General features: G+C 61.4%; 20 protein-coding genes. 10 read left to right on the top strand and 10 right to left on the bottom strand.

Translation table 11 applies throughout. From position 1 onward, the window contains the following. Window positions 1–11: 11 nt before the first annotated feature. Window positions 12–443, bottom strand: a complete 432-nt coding sequence (locus FIV38_RS03810; RefSeq protein ID WP_092230938.1) for a hypothetical protein — start codon at window positions 441–443, stop codon at window positions 12–14. Window positions 444–564: 121 nt separating this feature from the next. Next, complete coding sequence (locus FIV38_RS03805) at window positions 565–1,011, bottom strand: response regulator (RefSeq protein ID WP_070994488.1); 447 nt, start codon at window positions 1,009–1,011, stop codon at window positions 565–567. Between the two features lie 245 nt (window positions 1,012–1,256). Here FIV38_RS03805 and FIV38_RS03800 point away from each other — a divergent pair, with 245 nt between their 5' ends. From FIV38_RS03800 to FIV38_RS03765, 8 genes are all read left to right on the top strand, one after another. Further along, the gene (locus FIV38_RS03800; RefSeq protein ID WP_092230941.1) at window positions 1,257–3,179 is read left to right on the top strand and encodes a putative nucleotidyltransferase substrate binding domain-containing protein; all 1,923 of its coding nucleotides are present in this window, start codon (window positions 1,257–1,259) and stop codon (window positions 3,177–3,179) included. Further along, a complete protein-coding gene (locus FIV38_RS03795) occupies window positions 3,176–3,883 on the top strand; it encodes a 3'-5' exonuclease (RefSeq protein WP_092230943.1) in 708 nt (235 codons plus the stop codon). The genes FIV38_RS03800 and FIV38_RS03795 overlap by 4 nt, the downstream gene beginning before the upstream one ends. A gap of 129 nt (window positions 3,884–4,012) precedes the next feature. Beyond that, entirely contained in the window at window positions 4,013–4,531 is a 519-nt protein-coding gene (locus tag FIV38_RS03790) for an RNA polymerase sigma factor (RefSeq protein ID WP_070994528.1), read from the top strand. Next, the gene (locus FIV38_RS03785) at window positions 4,528–5,508 is read left to right on the top strand and encodes a FecR domain-containing protein (protein WP_092230946.1); all 981 of its coding nucleotides are present in this window, start codon (window positions 4,528–4,530) and stop codon (window positions 5,506–5,508) included. Before FIV38_RS03790 ends, FIV38_RS03785 begins: the two co-directional genes overlap by 4 nt. Before the next feature lie 452 nt (window positions 5,509–5,960). Further along, window positions 5,961–8,390: a TonB-dependent siderophore receptor gene (locus tag FIV38_RS03780; protein ID WP_092230949.1), complete on the top strand. Its 2,430-nt coding sequence runs from the start codon at window positions 5,961–5,963 to the stop codon at window positions 8,388–8,390. A gap of 72 nt (window positions 8,391–8,462) precedes the next feature. Continuing rightward, window positions 8,463–9,566 carry a PepSY-associated TM helix domain-containing protein gene (locus FIV38_RS03775; RefSeq protein ID WP_070994527.1) on the top strand — a complete coding sequence of 368 codons (1,104 nt, stop codon included), beginning with the start codon at window positions 8,463–8,465 and terminating at the stop codon, window positions 9,564–9,566. Further along, complete coding sequence (locus FIV38_RS30230) at window positions 9,563–9,742, top strand: hypothetical protein (RefSeq protein WP_070994483.1); 180 nt, start codon at window positions 9,563–9,565, stop codon at window positions 9,740–9,742. The genes FIV38_RS03775 and FIV38_RS30230 overlap by 4 nt, the downstream gene beginning before the upstream one ends. A gap of 163 nt (window positions 9,743–9,905) precedes the next feature. Then, window positions 9,906–10,535: a glutathione S-transferase family protein gene (locus FIV38_RS03765; RefSeq protein ID WP_029296945.1), complete on the top strand. Its 630-nt coding sequence runs from the start codon at window positions 9,906–9,908 to the stop codon at window positions 10,533–10,535. Between the two features lie 367 nt (window positions 10,536–10,902). On the opposite strand, the gene creD is transcribed toward FIV38_RS03765, so the two are convergent. Genes creD through rloA2 form a run of 4 tightly spaced genes read right to left on the bottom strand, consistent with a single transcriptional unit; the run spans window position 10,903 to window position 14,988 of the window. Then, window positions 10,903–12,261 carry a cell envelope integrity protein CreD gene (gene creD / locus FIV38_RS03755; protein ID WP_029296947.1) on the bottom strand — a complete coding sequence of 453 codons (1,359 nt, stop codon included), beginning with the start codon at window positions 12,259–12,261 and terminating at the stop codon, window positions 10,903–10,905. A gap of 51 nt (window positions 12,262–12,312) precedes the next feature. Further along, window positions 12,313–13,752, bottom strand: coding sequence for a two-component system sensor histidine kinase CreC (creC, locus tag FIV38_RS03750; RefSeq protein WP_092230957.1), 1,440 nt, complete (start codon window positions 13,750–13,752; stop codon window positions 12,313–12,315). Then, window positions 13,752–14,429, bottom strand: a complete 678-nt coding sequence (gene creB / locus FIV38_RS03745; RefSeq protein WP_092230960.1) for a two-component system response regulator CreB — start codon at window positions 14,427–14,429, stop codon at window positions 13,752–13,754. Before creB ends, creC begins: the two co-directional genes overlap by 1 nt. Window positions 14,430–14,487: 58 nt before the next feature. Next, entirely contained in the window at window positions 14,488–14,988 is a 501-nt protein-coding gene (rloA2, locus tag FIV38_RS03740; protein WP_029296952.1) for a retropepsin-like aspartic peptidase RloA2, read from the bottom strand. Between the two features lie 175 nt (window positions 14,989–15,163). Between rloA2 and FIV38_RS03735 the strand changes: the two genes are divergently transcribed. Next, the gene (locus tag FIV38_RS03735; RefSeq protein WP_092230963.1) at window positions 15,164–16,051 is read left to right on the top strand and encodes an acyltransferase; all 888 of its coding nucleotides are present in this window, start codon (window positions 15,164–15,166) and stop codon (window positions 16,049–16,051) included. On the opposite strand, the gene FIV38_RS03730 is transcribed toward FIV38_RS03735, so the two are convergent. After that, window positions 16,048–16,617, bottom strand: a complete 570-nt coding sequence (locus FIV38_RS03730; protein ID WP_092230966.1) for a DUF2780 domain-containing protein — start codon at window positions 16,615–16,617, stop codon at window positions 16,048–16,050. The two genes, FIV38_RS03735 and FIV38_RS03730, sit on opposite strands and share 4 nt — an antisense overlap. A 182-nt stretch (window positions 16,618–16,799) precedes the next feature. Here FIV38_RS03730 and FIV38_RS03725 point away from each other — a divergent pair, with 182 nt between their 5' ends. Then, on the top strand, window positions 16,800–17,258 hold the full coding sequence (locus FIV38_RS03725) for an anti-sigma factor domain-containing protein (RefSeq protein WP_029296957.1): 459 nt from the start codon (window positions 16,800–16,802) through the stop codon (window positions 17,256–17,258). Window positions 17,259–17,394: 136 nt separating this feature from the next. Here FIV38_RS03725 and fdhA read toward each other — a convergent pair whose 3' ends face one another. From fdhA to FIV38_RS03705, 3 genes are all read right to left on the bottom strand, one after another. After that, window positions 17,395–18,594 carry a formaldehyde dehydrogenase, glutathione-independent gene (fdhA, locus tag FIV38_RS03720; RefSeq protein ID WP_029296959.1) on the bottom strand — a complete coding sequence of 400 codons (1,200 nt, stop codon included), beginning with the start codon at window positions 18,592–18,594 and terminating at the stop codon, window positions 17,395–17,397. 199 nt (window positions 18,595–18,793) lie between these two features. Further along, entirely contained in the window at window positions 18,794–19,651 is an 858-nt protein-coding gene (gene purU, locus FIV38_RS03715; RefSeq protein ID WP_029296961.1) for a formyltetrahydrofolate deformylase, read from the bottom strand. A 142-nt stretch (window positions 19,652–19,793) separates the two neighbouring features. Further along, the gene (locus FIV38_RS03705) at window positions 19,794–20,426 is read right to left on the bottom strand and encodes a sarcosine oxidase subunit gamma (protein ID WP_092230969.1); all 633 of its coding nucleotides are present in this window, start codon (window positions 20,424–20,426) and stop codon (window positions 19,794–19,796) included. Window positions 20,427–20,443 lie beyond the last annotated feature (17 nt).

Raw genomic sequence — 20,443 nt, 5'->3', positions numbered from 1 at the left:
TAACAAAAACATCAGGTGAACGAGTTATTGAACGTGCCATTGAGCACAATAGGAGAGCCATCACTCTTCTCGAAACGTACGTTCAGCAGTACGCCAGTATGTTCAAACTCAGTGCCAGACCCTGGCCCAGTGACATTGATAAAAACCTTACCTTCTAAAGCGGAAGTGTAAAGTTCGCCGTCGGGCGCACGGTACCAAGGCCTTAAATCCACGGCATCGAAAGTATGAAAGCCCGTCTGTAAGTCACTCCCATAACGCAGGTCAATACGCTCGGGCTCCGGCCCCAGTATCGCTGTCCAAGACAAATATCCAAACACCTCATCCGCCACGAAAAGACGAGCAGAATTGTTCTCAATGACCAAAATATAGGCTTGCCCCTCTTCAGCCTTGCCCCTGGCTTCTTCTAGTTCAGCATCGTCGATAGACATTTTTTTAACGTTCATGATGAGCTCCTGTTCAGTGGTCTATGAAGCACGGAACTTGCGTTCCAGTGCTTTCAGAGCACTAAACAATTTCAGCACCATGAGTTCTACTGTCAGAATTGACAGTTTCGATGAGTGGTAACTACTGCGCCATCCCCAACTCGCGCTTGACCATCTTCGCCAACTTCACGCTATCAATCGGCTTGAGCAGAAAGTCCACCACACTCAGATGCATTGCATCGATCACGTCCGGCGCTTCGGCGTCCCCGGACATGATGATGATCGGCAATGCCGCGCGTGTGGATTCGCGCACCTGGCGGATAAGTTGCAGGCCGTTGCTGGGTGCCATGCGCAGGTCGGTGATCAGTAAGCCGATGGAAGTGCTGGACTTCAACAATTCCCACGCAGCCTCGCCACTGTCCGCCGTCATGCAGCGAATGCCGTCCAGCCCCAGGATTTCGGCCAGCAATTCCCGGGCGTCTTTATCGTCATCGACGATCAGCACCCGCTGCGGCGGTAAATCAGGCTCCAGCATCACGGCGCTCAGCGCTTCGCGCTCGGCGTCACTCAGAATATCTAGGTCGGGCATACGTCTCTCGGCAGTTCTTCTCAATCTCCCAGCACACTAGTCAGACATCGCCGGAAGGGCGAACAATGTGCACTTCGTCGGATAGTTTTCCTAGTGGGCGTTCTACGGGTCTGGACGATATTCATGTAGGGTTTTTCCTTAGTCATCGAAGGTCTTATAGCTACCTAGACTTACGTCCAATGGGCACCCGCCGCGTGGGGGTCGACCATGAAGGACGATAACGACAAAAAACTGCGGTCATGGTTATGAGTAAAGCTGATGCTTTCACCCAGGCAGGGAAAACTGCGGTGTTGCAGAACATTCACGGCACCCTGCAATTCCTTCAACGGTTCCCGCCCTTCAACCAGATGGAAAACGCCCACCTGGCGTTCCTGGTGGAACAGTGCCAATTGCGCTTCTACGGCCCCGGCGAGAGCATTCTCAAACCGTCGGCGGGCCCCGTGGAGCACTTCTATATCGTCAAGCAGGGCCGCGTGGTCGGGCAGCGCCCGGATTCGGCCGAAACCACCTTCGAAATCGCCACCGGAGAATGCTTCCCCCTGGCCGCGCTGCTGGGAGAGCGGGCCACCCGCACCGAGCACAAGGCCGCCGAAGACACCTTCTGCCTGCAATTGAACAAACCGGCGTTTATCAAGCTGTTTGCGCTGTCCGGGGCGTTCCGCGATTTTGCCTTGCGCGGGGTCAGTAGCCTGTTGGACCAGGTCAACCAGCAAGTCCAGCAGAAAGCCGTAGAAAACCTCGGCACCCAGTACTCACTCAATACCCGCCTGGGCGAATTGGCCATGCGCCACCCGGTAACGTGCAGCCCGCTGACGCCGCTGCGTGAGGCGGTCACGTTGATGCATGAGCAGCAGGTCGGCAGCATCGTGGTGGTCGATGAACACAAGGCGCCCCTGGGGATTTTTACCCTGCGTGACCTGCGCCACGTAGTGGCCGATGGCACCAGCGACTTCACCCAGGCCATCGAGCGCCATATGACCCAGGCGCCGTTCTTCCTCAGCCCGGATCACAGCGCCTTCGACGCGGCTATCGCCATGACCGAACGGCACATCGCCCACGTGTGCCTGGTCAAGGATCGACGCTTGTGTGGCGTGGTGTCCGAGCGTGACCTGTTTTCCCTGCAACGGGTCGACCTGGTGCACCTGGCCCGCACCATCCGCAATGCACCACGGGTGGAAAACCTGGTGGCGCTGCGTGGCGAAATCGGCCAACTGGTGGAACGCATGCTGGCCCATGGCGCGTCCTCGACCCAGATCACCCATATCATCACGCTGCTCAACGATCACACGGTGTGCCGGGTGATCGAACTGAGCATCGCCGATAAAGGCGACCCCGGCGTACCGTTCAGTTGGCTGTGTTTCGGCAGCGAGGGCCGCCGCGAACAGACCCTGCATACCGACCAGGACAACGGCATCCTGTTTGATGCGCGGGACGCCGCCCACGCGGCCGAGATCCGCGGCCTGCTGTTGCCGCTGGCGCAGCAGATCAACCAAAGCCTGGCGCTGTGCGGCTTTACCCTGTGCAAAGGCAATATCATGGCCGGCAACCCCGAGCTGTGCCTGTCCCGCGCCGAGTGGGCCCGGCGCTTTGCTGCGTTTATCCGCGAGGCGACGCCGGAGAACCTGCTCAAATCCAGCATCTACTTCGATCTGCGCGTGGTATGGGGCGATGAACAGGGCTGCGACCAGTTGCGCCAGGGCATTCTTGACCAGGTCGCAGACAACCGCCTGTTCCAACGGATGATGGCCGAGAACGCCTTGCGCCAGCGCCCGCCGGTGGGGCGCTTCCGGGACTTTGTGTTGACGCGCAAAGGCTCGGACAAGGCCACCCTGGACCTCAAGGTGCAGGGCCTGACACCGTTCGTAGACGGTGCCCGCCTGTTGGCCCTGGCCAATGGGATTGCCGCCAACAACACCCTGGAACGCTTACGCCAACTGGTGGATAAAGAGGTGATCGAACGCCTGGACGGCGCAGCCTATGAAGAGGCCTACCACTTTATCCAGCAAACCCGCATGCAGCAGCACCAGTTGCAGACCCGCGAGAACCAGCCGTACTCCAACCGGGTCGACCCTGACAGCCTCAACCACCTGGACCGGCGCATCCTGCGCGAATCCCTGCGCCAGGCCCAGCGCCTGCAAAGCAGCCTGGCCCTGAGGTATCAGCTGTGAGCCTGTTCAGTTGGCTACGCCCTCACCGGCCGGGGCTGGATGAGCATCAACAAGTACGGCTGGCGCAACTGCCAACTGCCGGCGCACTCGGCGAAAACACCTTGCGTGACCAGCGCTGGGTGGTCCTGGACCTGGAAACCAGCGGCCTGAACCTCAATCGCGACCTAGTACTGTCGATTGGCGCGGTGGTGATCGAAGACGGTGCCATCGACTTTTCCCAGCAGTTCGAGCGCACCTTGCTGCGGGCGCACACCAAACTCAGCCCCAGTGTATTGATCCATGGTCTGGGCCCCAGTGCGATCGCCGCCGGTTGCGATCCTGCCGAGGCGTTGCTGGATTTCATGGATTTTGTCGGCGACAGCCCGCTGCTGGCGTTCCACGCACCGTTCGACCAACACATGCTCGGCCGGGCGCTCAAGGACAGCCTGGGTTATCGCCTGGCCCATCCGTTCCTCGACGTGGCAGACCTGGCGCCGCTGCTGTGTCCCCAAGCGCATATTCGCGAAGCGGGCCTGGATGACTGGATCGCCCACTTCAACCTGCAAGTCGGTGAACGCCATCACGCCAGCGCCGATGCCCTGGCCACTGCCGAGTTGATGTTGATTCTGTTCAGCCGTGCACGCCAGCAAGGTCTGGACAGCCCGGCACTGTTGCAGCAGCGCCTGAGCCAGTGGAAACGTCGCAAGCAAGCCCCGTCCTTCTAAACACCACAACCCGGCTCCTGGAATGGGTTGTGGTGCCATCATCCGACCAACGCCAATTGCGCCGCTTCATCGCCTCTGCCACAATCGCGAATAATTCTCGTTAGTTTAAACTTGCCGATTGGTGATGCCTTGTCGTCAGCCCAAAGTCCCCACAGTGAGCTTGTTGGCACGTTGTACCGTGACCATCGCGGCTGGCTGCTGGCATGGCTGCGGCGCAACGTGGCGTGCCCCAGCCGTGCCGAGGACCTGAGCCAGGACACCTTCATGCGCCTGCTGGGCCGTGAAGAACTGCGCGAGCCGCGCGAACCCCGGGCCTTCCTGGTGGCCGTCGCCAAGGGCTTGCTGTTCGACTATTTCCGCCGCGCGGCGCTGGAACAGGCCTACCTCACCGAACTGATGCTGATCCCGGAAAGCGAGCACCCTTCCCCACAAGAACAGCATCTGATCCTCGAAGACCTCAAGGCCATCGACCGCCTGCTCGGCAAGCTCTCCAGCAAGGCCCGCGCCGCCTTCCTCTATAACCGCCTCGATGGCCTGGGCCACGCCGAAATCGCCCAGCGCCTGGGGGTTTCCGTGCCGCGGGTGCGACAGTACCTGGCCCAGGGCATTCGCCAGTGCTACATCGCACTGTATGGCGAGCCGCTGTGACTCAGATCAGCTCCAAGCCGGTTTCGGCACGCGTGCTGGATGCTGCGATTGCCTGGCAACTGTCCCTCGATTCCGGGGAGCGCAGTGCCGTGGAGCATGAAGAATTCAGGAAATGGCTGGCCAGCAACGATGAGCACGCCCGTGCCTGGCGCCAACTGGGCATGCTCGATCAGCGTTTCAGCGTGGCCAGCGGCCCGGCGCGGGCGGCGCTGCTGCAATCGCGTGAAAACATCCGCCAGCGGGTGCGCAAGCTCGGCAGCGGCCTGGCCAGTGTGGTGCTGGTCTGCGGCCTGGCGCTGTTCGCCGGCCAGCGCTACGTGCCGATCAACTATTGGCTGGCCGACCAACGCACCGCCACCGGCGAACAGCGCACGCTGAAACTGGCGGATGGCACGCTGATCAACCTCAATACCCACAGCGCCATTGATGTGCGCTTTGACGAAAAACGCCGGGTGATCGTGTTGCAGGACGGCGAGATCCTCGTCGAGACCGGCCACAACGATGCCCGCCCCTTTATCGTCGAGACCCGCGACGGCAGCCTGCGCGCCCTGGGCACGCGGTTTATCGTCAAACGCGAGGACGACGGTACGCGGCTCAGCGTTTTGCAGTCGGCCGTCGCGGCGCAGCCCGAGGCGTTGCAGCAGGAGCAGGTGTTCAAGGAAGGCCAGCAGGTGCTGATGCGCCATGACGGCCTCGGCCCACTGCTGACCGTCAGCCCCGGCACCGACGCCTGGACCCGCGGCATGCTGGTGGTAGACAACGCACGGCTGGCGGATGTGGTCGAGGAACTCGGCCGCTACCGCAGCGGCTACTTGGGTGTGGACAAAAACGTGGCCGACCTGCGCATCACCGGCAGCTTCCCGTTGCAGGACACCGACCTGGCCTTGAATGCGCTGCTGCCAACCCTGCCAGTGCAGATCCAGCAGCGTACGCCGTGGTGGGTGACGGTGGTGCCAAAGGTTACGGGTAAGCCTTAGGGCCCTATCGCCGGCAAGCCAGCTCCCACATTTTGAATTGTGCATACCATCAATGTGGGAGCTGGCTTGCCTGCGATAGGCATAAGTATCCACACAACTTTCAGAAACTGACGAACTCCCCCGTGGCGAGCGGGCTTGCCCCGCGCTGGGCTGCGAAGCAGCCCTAAACCCGCCTATCGCGGTTTATCTGAAGAAACGCGGCGGGCTTGTTGGGGCTGCTTCGCAGCCCAGCGCGGGCGATGCGGCGTTCCGACAAGCCCGCTCGCCACAACTGCGCTATCTGCCTGGATCTAGGCGTTGCGGCAAAGTTGTGTAGATACCTATGCTGCGATAGGGCTCTGAAAGCCCCCATTTCCTCCCAGACAAAAAATATTTCCCCACAGCCCTATCACTTTTTGATTCTCGCTCGGCACACAGGCAATTGAGAAATATTTCCATTCAGGAGCCGCCGTATGTCCCGCACGCTAGACACCTTGTTGCGCCCCAGCCTGTTAGCCGTGGCCATTGCCCTCAGCGCCCCGCTGGCCAGCACTGCGCTGATCGCCGCCGAACAGGCGTCAAGCGTGCGCGCCTATAACCTGCCTGCCGCGCCCCTGGCCAGCACCCTGAACCAGATCGCCAGCCAGGCCGGCCTGGCATTGACCCTCAACCCAGCACTGGCCGCAGGCAAGACCTCGGCCCCGGTCAAGGGCCAGTTCGACGCCCAGGGCGCCCTGCGTGAAGCCTTGCGCGGCAGCGGTCTGCAGTTGGAGCAGAGCAGCGCCGGCACCTTCAGCCTGGTGCCGGTTCCGGAGGGTGTCGTTGCCCTGCCCGAGACCAGCATCATTGGCCAGGGCAACTATGAAAGCGCCTGGGGCCCGGTGGAAGGTTATGTCGCTACGCGTACGGCGGCGGGGAGCAAGACTGATACCGCGCTGGTAGAAGCACCACGTTCAATCTCCGTAGCGACCCGCCAGCAGATGCTGGACCGCAACGTGCAGAACCTGGATGACGCGGTCAAGTACATGCCCGGCATCGTTTCCGCCAGCTACGGCAGTGACACTCGCTACGACTGGATGCGCGTACGAGGCTTCGAACCCACCCATTTCCTCGATGGCCTGCCATTGCCGCGTGGCGTTTACGCCAACCCGAAAGCAGAAACCTGGAACCTCGACCGCCTCGCCTTGCTGCGCGGCCCTGCCTCGTCGGTCTACGGCCAGACCCCACCAGGCGGTCTGCTGGATATGGTCAGCCGACGCCCCAGCGCAGAATCGAGCAATGCCATCCAGGTGCAGTACGGCAGCGACAACTATCGCCAGATCAACTTCGCCAGCACCGGCAAGATCGATGATGAAGGTCAGTTCCTCTATGGCCTCAGTGGCGTGGTGCGGGACGCCGGCACACAAGTCGATCACATCGACAACAAGCGCTATAACATCGCGCCGAGCCTGACCTGGAATATCGATACCGATACCAAGCTGACCCTGCTCTCGCAGTTCACTCGCGACGATACCGGCACCACCAGCCAGTTCCTGCCGATCGTGGGTACCAAGATCAAATCACCGCTGGGCAAAGTATCCCATCACAAGAACCTGGGTGACCCGGACTACGAGTTCTACGACCGTACCTACTACGCATTGGGCTATGCCTTTGAACATCGCCTCAACGATACCTGGCAATTCAAGCAAAACCTGCGTTACACCAAGTCGGAGCTGTCCTTCCAGCAACTGACGGTGGGCGCTTACTTGTACGCCCCGGTGGATGCTGAAGGCAATATCAGCCGCTCTTCGACCAATGTGGACGAGGACATCGCTCAGTTTGCCGTGGACAACAATTTCCAGGCTGACTTCGCTACCGGCAATATCAACCACACTGTGCTGATCGGCCTGGATCATCAGCGCACTGACTCCTCTTACCTGTCCATTTTCGGCGGCGCCGGGACTACTAACATCTACAAACCGGTTTATGGGCAACCAATCGAGCGTCCAGCGCGTAAGGATGCGTACTACGACTACGACCAGAAAACCGTGCAGACGGGCCTCTACGTGCAAGACCAGATGGCCCTGGATAAATGGCGCCTGACCCTTGGTGGACGTGAAGACTGGGTACATCAAGGCACCACGTACCTCAATAAGAGCGACGCGACCAACACTGACCGCAGCAAAAACTTCAGCGGCAATGCTGCACTGAGCTACGTGTTCGACTCGGGCTTTGTACCGTACCTGTCCTACGCCGAATCATTCCAGCCAGCGAGCAACGCCAGCGCCGACCCGGTCAAGTCGTACAAACCCACCGAAGGCAAGCAATGGGAATTGGGGGTCAAGTACCAGCCCCCCGGCAGTAACACACTGCTCAGCGCAGCGATTTACGACCTGACCCAGAAAAACGTACTGGTCACTCGATTTGGCTCGGGTGGCGAGTCGATCACCGACCAGGCCGGCGAAGTGAAGGTCAAGGGCCTGGAGCTGGAAGCCATCTCTGATGTAACCGAGAACCTCAAGGTCATCGCTGCCTACACCCTGGCCAAGTCGGAGGTGCAGACAGGCACCTACAAAGGCAACCGCCTGCAACTGATGCCAAATCAACAAGCCTCGTTGTGGACCGACTACACCTGGCACGACGGCGTGCTCGACGGTTTCGGCATCGGCTTTGGTGCCCGCTACACCGGAAATACCTATGGCGACCAAGCCAACACCTGGCTGGGTAAAGCCGATGCTTACACGGTGTTCGACGGTGCAGTGCATTACGACTTGGGCCGCCTGAACAATAGCCTCAAAGGTGCTTCGGTAAAACTGAACGCCACCAACCTGTTCGATAAGCAGTACATCTCCACCTGTGATGCCTCCTACTGCTACTACGGCGACCAACGCAGCGTCGTCGCCAGCGCCACCTATCAGTGGTAACGCACTGAACTAACCTGCTCCACAACCAAGCCGTCCTACGTGGGCGGCTTTGGCTTGTCTGAAGGCTATGAAATGAAAAGCACAACCATCCGCCGCTGGTCCTTCATCCACACCTGGACCAGCCTGATCTGCACCGTATTCCTGCTGATGCTGGCGCTGACCGGCCTGCCGTTGATCTTTCACCATGAGATCGATCACTTGCTGGGCAACGAGCCCGAGCTCAAGCAGATGCCGGCCGATACCCCGCAGCTCAACCTTGAGCAACTGGTGGCCAAGGCCCAGGCCCATCGTCCTGGCGAAGCCATGCAGTACCTGGCCTGGGACGAAGACGACAAGAACGGCGTGATTGCAATCATGGCGGCCACCGCCGGGACCGAGCCCAATTCGTCGCACACCTTCATGCTGGACGCGCGCACCGGGGACAGTGTGGAGATGCCCTCGGCCAATGGCGGCTTGACGATGTTCCTGCTGCGCCTGCATGTGGATATGTTCGCCGGACTGCCGGGCAAGTTGCTGCTGGCGTTCATGGGTGTGCTGTTTGTGGTCGCGATCATTTCCGGCACGGTGTTGTACCTGCCGTTCATGCGGCGCTTGAAGTTCGCCACCGTACGCCAGGACAAGTCCACGCGCCTGCGCTGGCTGGACCTGCATAACCTGATCGGCGTCGTCACCCTGACCTGGGCGCTGGTGGTGGGCGTCACCGGGGTGATCAGCGCCTGTGCCGACCTGATCATCGCCGCCTGGCGCAATGACAGCCTCACCGCGATGATCGAACCCTACAAGAACGCACCGCCGCTGACCTTGCGGGCGCCGGCCACTGACCTGCTGAAAATCGCCGAACAGGTCGCGCCGGGCATGACCCCGGACTTTATTGCGTTCCCCGGCACGCGGTTTTCCAGCGAGCACCATTACGCGGTGTTTATGAAAGGCAGCACACACCTGACCTCGCACCTGCTGACGCCGGTGCTGATCGACGCCAGCGATCTGAGCGTCACCGCCGTGGCCGGGCGGCCCTGGTACATGGACGCCATGGGCATGTCCCAGCCCTTGCACTTTGGCGACTATGGCGGCATGCCGATGAAAATCCTCTGGGCGGTGCTGGATGTGCTGACCATCATCGTGCTGGGCAGCGGTGTGTACCTGTGGCTGGTGCGGCGCAAGGCGGCCAAGCCATGAGGCCGCGGCAATCGAATTTCTGGAAGGTGTTCGGGGTGCCGCTGGCAATCGGGCTGCTCAGTGCAGGGGGGTTGTTTGCGGCGCTGTTGGGGGATGGGGTTTGGGATTCCCTTAGCTGGCTGGGGTTGGGGATACCGGCAGTTGTCGGGGTGTGGGGGTTGGTGCGCAGGCCTTGAGGACGCCATCGCAGGCAAGCCAGCTCCCACATTTGATGGTGTTCACCAATCAAATTGTGGGAGCGGGCTTGCCTGCGATGAGGCCCGTAAAAACAACCAGATCCCCCTCGCCAGTCACCTCACAACTGTCTAGTCTATGGCCGACCTTTTCCGAGGATTGCCCATGTCCGCGCCCAGCATGACGTTGTTCCAGCACCCCGCTTCGCCGTTTGTCCGCAAAGTCCTGGTCCTGCTCCACGAAACCGGCCAGCAAGACCGGGTCGCCCTGGAGACTGTGTTGGTCACGCCGGTCAACCCGATCCCCGCGCTGAACGAAGGCAACCCCGTGGGCAAGATCCCGGCCCTGCGCCTGGCCGATGGCAATGTGTTGCACGACAGCCGGGTGATCCTCGACTACTTCGACCACCAGCACGTCGGCAACCCGCTGATCCCCCGTGACGGCTCGGCCCGCTGGCGGCGCCTGACCCTGGCCTCGATGGCCGACGGGATCATGGATGCGGCCGTATTGATGCGCTATGAAACCGCCCTGCGCCCGGCCGACAAGCAGTGGGAAAGCTGGCTGCAAGAACAGCGCAACAAGATCCGCCGCACCCTGGCCGAGCTGGAACGGGACGCTATCGCCGAGCTGGCCTGCCATTTCGACATCGCAGCCATCAGTGTCGCCTGCGCCTTGGGCTATGTAGATTTTCGCCATCCGGACCTGCAGTGGCGTTCGAGCAATCCCAAACTGGCCGCCTGGTACGCCGAAGTCAGCCAGCGGCCTTCGATGCTGGCGACCCAGCCGCCGGCCTGAGGCCTGCAGCTACCAGGTTGCCGTGGCAAGAAGGCCTCTTGTGGCGAGCAGGCTTGTTGTGGCGAGCGGGCTTGTTGTGGCGAGCGGGCTTGCCCCGCGCTGGGCTGCGTAGCAGCCCCAATCCAGCAGAATGCGGTGTGTCAGGGACTCCTCGGTGCTTGGGGTTGGGGCTGCTGCGCAGCCCAGCGCGGGGCAAGCCCGCTCGCCACAACAAGCCCGTTTGCCACGACAGGCCTGTTAGCCACGACAGGCCTGTTAGCCACAGCAAGCCCTCCAACCACCACAAGTCCATCGCGCAACTGCGCAAACAGTGCGTTGATTTTCCCCACCAGTTGCACCCTCTCCCGCTGGTCCTCCCGTAGCCCGATCATTGCATCGCCTCCTGTTCACTCGCCTTGCGCTTGCCCACGCCATACCAGTCCAGTTTGCGTGTCAGCACCATCACCGTGCCCAGCAGCCCGAACAGCAACAACGAGCCCATCAACAGCGCGTAATCCTCGGCACTCAGCAGCCCGTACAGCAAGCCGTACAACGCCGCCAACCCCGCCGAGAATCCCAGGCCGTGGGCCACGCTGCGCAGCACATGGCACACATAAAAACCGATCAACAACACACAGGCACTGGCCGAGATCAGGTACGCCAGGGCAAAGCCGATATGCTCGGACAGCGACAACAGCAGCAGGTAGAAAAACGCCAGGGCCACCCCCACCAACGCGTACTGGATCGGGTGCACCGCCAGGCTCTTGAGCACTTCGAACAGGAAGAAGCCGGCGAACGTCAGGGCGATAAACAGCAGCGCATATTTGATCGCACGGTCGCTCTTGAGGTACTGGTCCACCGGGTCGATAAAGTTCACGCCGAAGCTGCGTTGGTTGAAGTCGTCGCAGCGACTGGCGACCACGCAGCCGTACAACGACTCTTCAAGGTTGGTGGAGAAAAATGAGGTCTGCCAGTTGGCGCTGAACCCTTGGTCGTTGATCTCGCGCTGCACCGGCAGGAAGTTGCCGACAAAGCTTGGGTGGGGCCAGTTGGACGCCAGCTTGACCACACTGGTCTTGCCCACCGGCAGCACTTGCAATTGCTCGGTACCTTGCAGCCGCAGATCGAACGCGAAGTCCAGCGGCGCAGGGTTCTTGCTGTCCTGGGCGGGCAGCGGGACATGCACCCCGGCGCCAAGGAAACTCACTTGGGTGCCCGGGGCGAACTCCAGGCGCTGGCTGCCCAGTTCCAGTTTCAGGGCGTTTTCGATCCCCCGTATATCGCTGATCCCCACGGCCAGGAATGCCTGTTCAAACGTGTAATCGGCAAAGTCTTCCTTGATCCCCATCTGTGCCGGCAGCACAAAGCGGCCACTGATACGGTTGTCGGCATGGAACAGCCGCGCCTGGTAAATCCCCCGTGCCCGCAGTTCGGTTTGCACCTTGCCGTCGAGCTCGAAATGTTCTGGCAGGAAGTACAGGCGGCCTTGCTCTTCGCTGAGCACTTCATAGCGTTTGTTGAGCTTTTCATTGAGCTTCCACTCACGCACGGTCTTGCGATACGGCACCACCATCAACGGCCCGCTCACCTGCTGGCTGTAGCTGGAACTGCGGGCAATGTCCATCAATACGCCGTCGCGTAGCGCCTGGCGCTCGTTGATGATGCCGCTGATCATCAGCAACGGAATCAGCAATAGCAGGATCAGCAGCGCGATGGCGCCCAGTTTGAATAGCAGGCTGCGGTTCATGGGTATCTCCCTGTTTTGATGGGGAGAGTCTGGCGCCAGCCTGTGGGGGATTTATGAGGGCAATGTGGAGACTGTGTGGAGATGCAGCACCACTTGCACCCCGCCCGGCACGTTGCCGATCTGCAATGAGCCGCCGTGCAGCTTCATGACTTCTTCGACAAAGTTCAGGCCCAGGCCGGTGCTTTTGCGCCCGCTGACCGGGCGCGGCAGGGAGTAGAACCGCTCGCTCAGGCGTGGCAGGGCGTATTCGGGGATCGGCTCGGCCTGGTTGAACAGGCACACATCGACATCGTGATGCCGCACCTGGGCGCTAAAGCGCAGAGTGCCGCCGGGCGGGGTGAAGTCCAGGGCGTTTTCCAGCAGGTTGCCCAAGGCCTGGCGCAGCAGGAATGGCTCGCCATACAGCTTTACATCCGCCTCGATCAGACGCTCGACCTGCAACCCGGCCTGTTCGATCCGCGCGCATTGCGCCTTGAGGACTTCATCCACCAACGCGGCCAAAGGCACCGTGGCTTGCTGCTCCAACCCTTGGCGCTGCTCGACCTGGGCCAGGTTCAACAGGCGCTCGATCAACTGCTGCAGACGTGCGCTTTCGCTGGCGATGTTGCCGACAAAGCGCTGCTGCTGGGCCGCAGTCATTTCACCCTGCAACAACTCCGCCGCACCCCGGATCGCGGCCAGGGGGCTTTTCAGTTCGTGGGTCAAGGTGTGCACGTAACGCTCGACATAGGCCTTGCCTTCCAGTTGCGTGCGCATGTGCTCCACCGCCGTGGACAGCTGCTCCAACTCACCGCCGCGATAGTGCGGCAACTCGGCACGCCGGCCTTCGCTGACAGCCTGGGCATAGGTGGTCAGGCGCCGCAGCGCAGCACTCAGCCACCACGACAACAGCGCCCCCAGCAACAGGCCCAGGGCCACCAGGCCGGCGCCGTACCACAGCAGGCGGCGCTCGGTACGGTCGACATAAGGCTGCAGCGAGCTGTTGGGCTTGGCCACCGTGACCGCGCCGATGATCTGCCCGTTATCACGGATCGGCGCGCCAACGTGCATCACCGACGAGGCCGGATCTTCGGCATCGCTGCGGGTGGAGCGGGCGCCGTATTCGCCGCGCAGAGTCAGGTACACGTCGTTCCATTTCGAGTAGTCCTGGCCCACTGCCACTCCTGCCGAATCCAGCAGCACAACGCCCTTGGCGTCGGTGACATAGATACGGTGGTTGACCTGATTCTTCGCCAGCCCCCAGATCGTCGCGCCGGGCTGGCGCTCGCCGTAGGCCTTGAGCACGGTCGGCCAGTGGCTTTGGCCGAGGGTGCCGTGCTTCACGTCCTCACGCAGGATTTCCGCCAGCAGGTTGGCGGTGTCCACCAGGGTTTCTTCGGTGGACTGGCGCACGCCGGGGCGGATTTCCTTCATCACCGTGTTGAGCACAAAGTAGCCGGTCAGGCCGATGAACAGCGCATACACCAGGAAAATCCGCAGCCCCATGCGCATCAGGCGTGGCTCGGGCTGTAGCTGTAGCCCAGGCCCCGATGGGTCTGGATCGGCTCGCCATCGACGGCCACGCCCCGCAACTTGCTGCGCAGGCTTTTGATATGGCTGTCGATATTGCGCTCGTAGCCGGCATCGGCGGCCACGCCGACGGCATCCAGCAGTTGCTCGCGGCTGAACACCCGCTCGGGCTGCTCCAGCAGGCAGTTGAGCAAACGGAACTCATGCCGGGTCAGGCCCAGCAACTGCCCGCGATAGTGGATCTGCACGCGCTCGTGGTCCACCTGAAACAGCCCGCCGCTGGCCGGCGCCGCAACCGGCGCGACACGCTTGAGGATCGCCTTGACCCGCGCCGCCACTTCCCGTGGGCTGAAGGGCTTGACCACATAATCATCGGCGCCGATTTCCAGGCCCACCACGCGGTCGATTTCGCCGTCGCGGGCACTGAGGAACATCACCGGCACTTCGCTGAAACGGCGCAGTTGCTTACAGGTTTCAAAACCGCTGATGTCCGGCAGGCCGATGTCGAGGATCAGCAGGTCTGCCGGGGTCTGCCGTTGATGCTCCAGCGCGGCCTGGCCGAGGGTCAGCCAGGTGGTGGTGAAGCCTTCGCCTTGCAGGGCAAAAATCAGCGTATCGGCAATGGCCGCTTCGTCTTCGACAATCAGGATATGGGGCATGGCGTCCGAGCACTGGGAGCTAAAGGTGAACGGTGCCCCATGCCTTATGCGGCGTCAATCAGCAGTCGGGTTTGTCGGCGGTGTAGCGCCGAGCCGGGTTCACGGCGGCGCCGAATTCACGCAGGGCCTTGGCGCCGATCAACAGCGGGTAGTTGAAACTGCTGCGGTCGGTGAGGTTGACTTCGACGGTGCGCTTGACGTTGCCCAGGCACATCTCCAGGTCCACCACCGGGCGCTTGGCCACGCTGGTTTCTTCGCCGTCTTCGTCCTCGTCGGCGCGGTTCTTGATCTTGCTGATGCGCGCCACTTTGTGTTCGTAGACCTTGTTGCTCACATCCTTGCCGCTGAGGCGGAAGCGCACCCAGTCTTCGCCATCGCGGGTGAAGGTCTCGATGTCACGGGCCGACAGCGAAGCGGTCAGCGCGCCGGTGTCCATCTTGGCCTTGAAGGTCTCGCCGATCTCCGGCAGTTGGATGTATTCGTAGCGCCCGTACAGGGTCGGTTCGGCGGCCATGACCGGCAGGGCCACCACGGCTAATAGGGCAAGGAGAGATTTCACGTAGGAGGATTCCTTGAGGTAAGTAGGCGAATACTAGACTGCAAACGCAGCCCAAAGTTGGATCGTTACCCAGCATACGCAACACAAAGTGAAACATTCGTCAGGCCATTTGCGATTTGGCCTCTAGACTCAAGCTGCTTATCATGGCCCGTCCAACCGCTTGCAAGAGTTCCTTATGCGCCGCCTGCTCACCGGCTGTTTCGTCACACTGCTGCTGTTACTCAACACGCTGATCCTGATCGGCCCACTGCTGGTCTTCGCCCTGCTCAAGCTGGTGGCCCCCGGTCGTTCACGGGACTACGCCTCAGCCGCAGTGATGTGGATCGCCGAGACCTGGGCCGAGATCGACAAGCTGATCTTCGCCTGGTGCATTCCCACCCAATGGGACATTCGCGGCGATACGGGCCTGCGCGGCGACACCTCGTACCTGGTGATCAGCAACCACCAATCCTGGGTGGATATCCCGGCGCTGATCCAGACCCTCAACCGGCGCACGCCGTTCTTCAAGTTCTTCCTGAAAAAGGAACTGATCTGGGTACCGTTCCTGGGCCTGGCCTGGTGGGCCCTGGACTACCCGTTCATGAAGCGCTACAGCAAGGCGTTCCTGGCCAAGCACCCGGAACTGGCGGGCCAGGACCTAAAGATCACCAAACAGGCGTGCGAGCTGTTCAAGCGCCAGCCGGTGACGGTGGTCAACTACCTGGAAGGCACGCGCTTCACCGAAGCCAAGCGTGCCCAACAGGGCTCACCTTTCACCCGCCTGCTCAAGCCCAAGGCCGGTGGCGTGGCGTTTGTGCTGGCGGCAATGGGCGAACAGCTGGACGCGATCCTCGACGTGACCGTGGTGTATCCACAGGAGAAGATTCCGGGGTTCTGGGATTTGATCAGCGGCGCGGTGCCCCGCGTGATTGTGGATATCCGCACCCGCGAGCTGGATCCAGCGTTGTGGCAGGGGGATTACGAGAATGATCCGGCGTTTCGCCAGAGCGTCCAGAACTGGGTCAACCAGCTCTGGATGGAGAAGGATGCGCGCATCGCCCAACTGCGCGCCGAACGGCCTTAGCTGCCGGTACCCCAGGCCTGGGCCAGCTTGCCAAGCAATGAACTGTCGGCACCCTGGCCGCCCAGGTATTGCAGGATCACCGGGGCAAACTGGCCGATCATGCCGCTGTCCATGCCCAAGGCGCTGAACGCGGTGTTCAGGTCGTTGGTGTCCTTGACGTTACCCAGCAGGCCATCGAGGCCGCTGGTCTTGCTGCCACCGGTTTGGCCGAGCATGCCGCTGAGGGCGCCCAGGCTGCCCAATGCGTTGCTACCCGACAGCTTGTCCAGGCCCGGTACGCTTTTGCCCAACTGCGAATAGTCAGTGCTGCTGAGTTGGTTCTTGGCCAGGCCCAACATGGCGCCGGTACCACCGACAGCCTGCTCCGGGGTGACATTCAACTGCTTGGTCAAAGCGCCCAGCAGGTCGGCGGTCTGTGACGTTGGCGCAGCGGCAGCGGCCTTGTTGGTACCCTGGGCACCGGCGACGGCGTTGGCCACATCGCCCAGGCTGAAGCCTGCTGCAAACACCGGGCTGGCCGCCACGGTCAGAAGGCAGGACAGGGCAAAACCGCGTGAAATCTTCATCGAGACAACCTCGTAAATTTAGGAGCTGAAGCAGCCGTTGGACTCAGCATCCAATAGGTTGTTCCACACCACAGATTTGTTCAGAAAAGCCCCAAAGCCCCACACCATCAAACTGCCACTAGGAACCCATCGCCCGCCACAGGGTCAATCAACACACTACAAAACTTGTCAGGAAGAGCCTTATGACTGCGTCCCAACCCCCAGTGATCGAGCACAAGCCCTCATTCTGGACCCGCCCGCGTCTGTTCATCGGCGTCTGCGTGGTGGTGGTTGCCGGTATCGGCGGCGCGCTCTACACACAGGACAGCGTGAAGTCCGCCGCGACCCTGGTCAGCACCACCCAACAACCGGCTGCGCAAATCATGGCGCACAAGGATTACCTGGAAGTCCAACCGATTGCGGCCACTGCGCCGGAGCCGGACCGCAGCCTCGAACTGTGGGCCCTGCCGGCGGGCGGCACACCGGTGTCCCTGGGCCTGTTGCCGGAGGATGGCAAAGGCATCATCGGCCTGAATCCGCGCCAACAGGAAACCATCAGCCAGCCGGTCGAGTTGATGGTCAGTTCGGAAACCAAGGGTGGCTCGGTGAGCAAGCAGCCTACCGGCCCGACGGTGTACCAGGGCGCGCTGGCAATTCGCTAACGCTCAAACACCATACAACACAACCAATGTGGGAGCGGGCTTGCTCGCGAAAGCGGTGTATCAGTCGCCAGATTCTCTGACTGACACTCCGCTTTCGCGAGCAAGCCCGCTCCCACATTGCTATCGGTGGCTGTGATTACGCCGCGCTGAACAGCTTGTGCGGGTCAATCACAAACTTCTTCGGCACACCGGCATCGAACTCGCCATAACCGCGTGGTGCGTCGTCCAGGCTGATCACCTGTACGCCGACGATTTCGGCGATGTTGATGCGGTCCCACATGATCGCCTGCATCAACTGGCGGTTGTACTTCATCACCGGGGTCTGGCCGGTGTGGAAGCTGTGGGACTTGGCCCAGCCCAGGCCGAAGCGAATGCTCAGGCTGCCCATTTTCGCGGCAGCGTCCACCGCACCCGGATCTTCGGTGACGTACAGGCCGGGGATGCCGATCTTGCCTGCGACGCGCACCACGCCCATCAGTGAGTTGAGTACCGTGGCCGGGGCTTCCGCCTTGACACCGTCGTGCCCATGACCGCGCGCTTCAAAGCCCACACAGTCAACAGCACAGTCCACTTCCGGCTCGCCGAGCAGCGCGGCAATCTGTTCGTGCAGCGGGGTGTCGGTGGACAGGTCGACCACTTCAAAACCCTGGGCCTTGGCATGGGCCAGGCGGATGGTGTTGACGTCACCAATGATCACCACCGCCGCACCCAGCAGGCGAGCGGAGGCCGCAGCAGCCAGGCCAACCGGACCGGCGCCCGCAATGTAGACAGTACTGCCAGGGCCGACGCCGGCGGTGACTGCACCGTGATAGCCGGTCGGCAGGATGTCGGAGAGGCACGTCAGGTCGCGGATTTTCTCCATGGCCTTGTCGCGATCCGGCAGCTTGAGCAGGTTGAAATCGGCATACGGCACCAGCACGTACTCGGCCTGGCCGCCGGTCCAGTCACCCATGTCCACATAGCCATAGGCACCACCGGCACGGGCCGGGTTGACGGTCAGGCATACGCCGGTGTGTTGCTCCTTGCAGGAACGGCAGCGCCCGCAAGCAACGTTGAAGGGCACCGATACCAGGTCGCCGAGTTTCAGGTTCTCGACATCACTGCCCTTCTCGATCACCTCGCCGGTGATTTCATGGCCCAGTACCAGGCCGGTCTGGGCGGTGGTGCGGCCGCGCACCATGTGTTGGTCGGAGCCGCAGATATTGGTGGAGACCACGCGCAGGATGACGCCGTGCTCAATCTTCCTGCCACGGGGGTCCTGCATTTTGGGATAGTCGATTTTCTGTACTTCGACCTGACCGTTGCCGAGATACACGACACCACGATTACCAGACATGCTTTCACCTCGCTGTTGTTTTTATGGAACTGCGTAGCCCTTGGGTTGGGCTGCGCGTTTAAGTGCTCGGGTTGCAGATGCTGTTTTTTGCGCTGTTAGTGAGGGCCTCTTCGCGAGCAAGCCCGCTCCCACATTCGACTGCATTCCAACTTTGGAACACGGTCAAATGTGGGAGCGGGCTTGCTCGCGAAGGCGTCCATCAGAGCACCACCGTTCGATTGGCGTTCAAAAACACCCGCCGCTCAATGTGATACCCCACCGCCCGGGCCAAGGTCAGCCCTTCGATATCCCGCCCCTTGGCAATCAAATCCTCGGGGTAATGACTGTGGTCCACCACCTCCACGCCCTGGGCGATGATCGGGCCTTCGTCCAGGTCGTTGTTGATGTAGTGCGCAGTGGCGCCTACCAGCTTCACCCCTTTGTTGTAGGCCTGGTGATACGGCTTGGCGCCCTTGAACCCCGGCAGCAACGAGTGATGGATATTGATCGCCTTGCCATCGAGCTTGCGGCACAGCTCCGGTGACAGCACTTGCATGTAACGCGCAAGGATCACCAGCTCGGCGCCGGCCTCTTCAATCACCTGCCACACCTGACGCTCCTGGGACGGTTTGTCGTTGGGGTCGAGGGGGAAATGGTAGTAGGGAATCTGGTGCCAGTCGGCCAGGGGCTTGAGATCAGGGTGGTTGGACACCACCGCGACCACATCCATCGACAGTTGGCCGATGCGCTGGCGATACAGCAGGTCGTTGAGGCAGTGATCGGCCTTGGAGACCATGATCACCACTTTTGGCCGGTAATTAGGCGCCGTCAGCTCGAAAATCATCCCAAAGGCTTCGCCACGGGTGGCCAGGCCGTCGCGAAAACCCTGTTCGTCGAAGCCGTCGGGTTGACGGAATTCCACGCGGATAAAAAAGCGCCCCGAGAGGCGGTCATCGAACGAGTGGTGCTCGGTGACGTAGCAGCCCTGCTCGAACAGATAGCGGGTGACCGCGTCCACCGTGCCGAGCACGCTGGGGCAATCGGCGGTCAAAATCCATGTATCGGGTGCGCGGCTCATTACAGTTAACTCCTCATACAGCGATGCTGCTTACTGTAGGAGCGAGCTTGCTCGCGAAAAATCCAAGGGCACCGCGTTCATTCAGGATGCGCGCGTTTTCGTTGACGTTTTTCGCGAGCAAGCTCGCTCCTACAGGGTCATGTCAGGCTTGGACGTTCAGGCCATATTCGGCCGCCGCGTCCTGCAACCACAACCACCAGTAATCCGAGAAGCTGCGCCGAATCAGCAGCTCCCACGTGTCCTCGGCCGTATGCCGGATCACCAGTTGCGACTTGGCAAACACCGTGCCCACCGCCTTGCCCACCGGGAAGTTGTCGGGGTGCACGTCGTAGCTGGTGGACTTCATCAGCACATCGCGCACGTTCGGGCCGCTGAGTTCGAGGATCTGCTGGCCGCCGCTGACATTGACGATCTGGATATGCAAATCCCCCAGGACGGCACGCAGGTTTTGCTCGGCAGCCAACTCTTCACCGCTAGGCACCACCAGCAGCCACTCATCCGGGCCGAGCCATTGCAGGCTGGTTTCACCGTTGACGACCACTGTCAGGGCGCCGGGCAACTCGATGCCCAGGGCCTTGTGTACGCCAGCGGCAAACGCGGCGTCATGGCCATCGCCACGGAGGGTCAGGTGGCCAAGGAGTTTCTTTTCACGCACGGTCACGCCGGCGTTCTTGCGGCCCTTGCCGACCAGGCTGGCGAGGTCGGCATGGTGCAGCGACGACTCGGCCTTGGCGCCGGCGGTGGGGCGTTGTTGGTACACATTGGCTGCGGTCATAAAGCACCTTTCTTGAA

Origin of the sequence: Pseudomonas proteolytica (assembly GCF_007858275.1) — a bacterium.
Lineage (GTDB): Bacteria > Pseudomonadota > Gammaproteobacteria > Pseudomonadales > Pseudomonadaceae > Aquipseudomonas > Aquipseudomonas proteolytica.
Note: the sequence above shows the minus strand (reverse complement) of the source record. Positions and strands in the feature narration are given on the sequence as shown.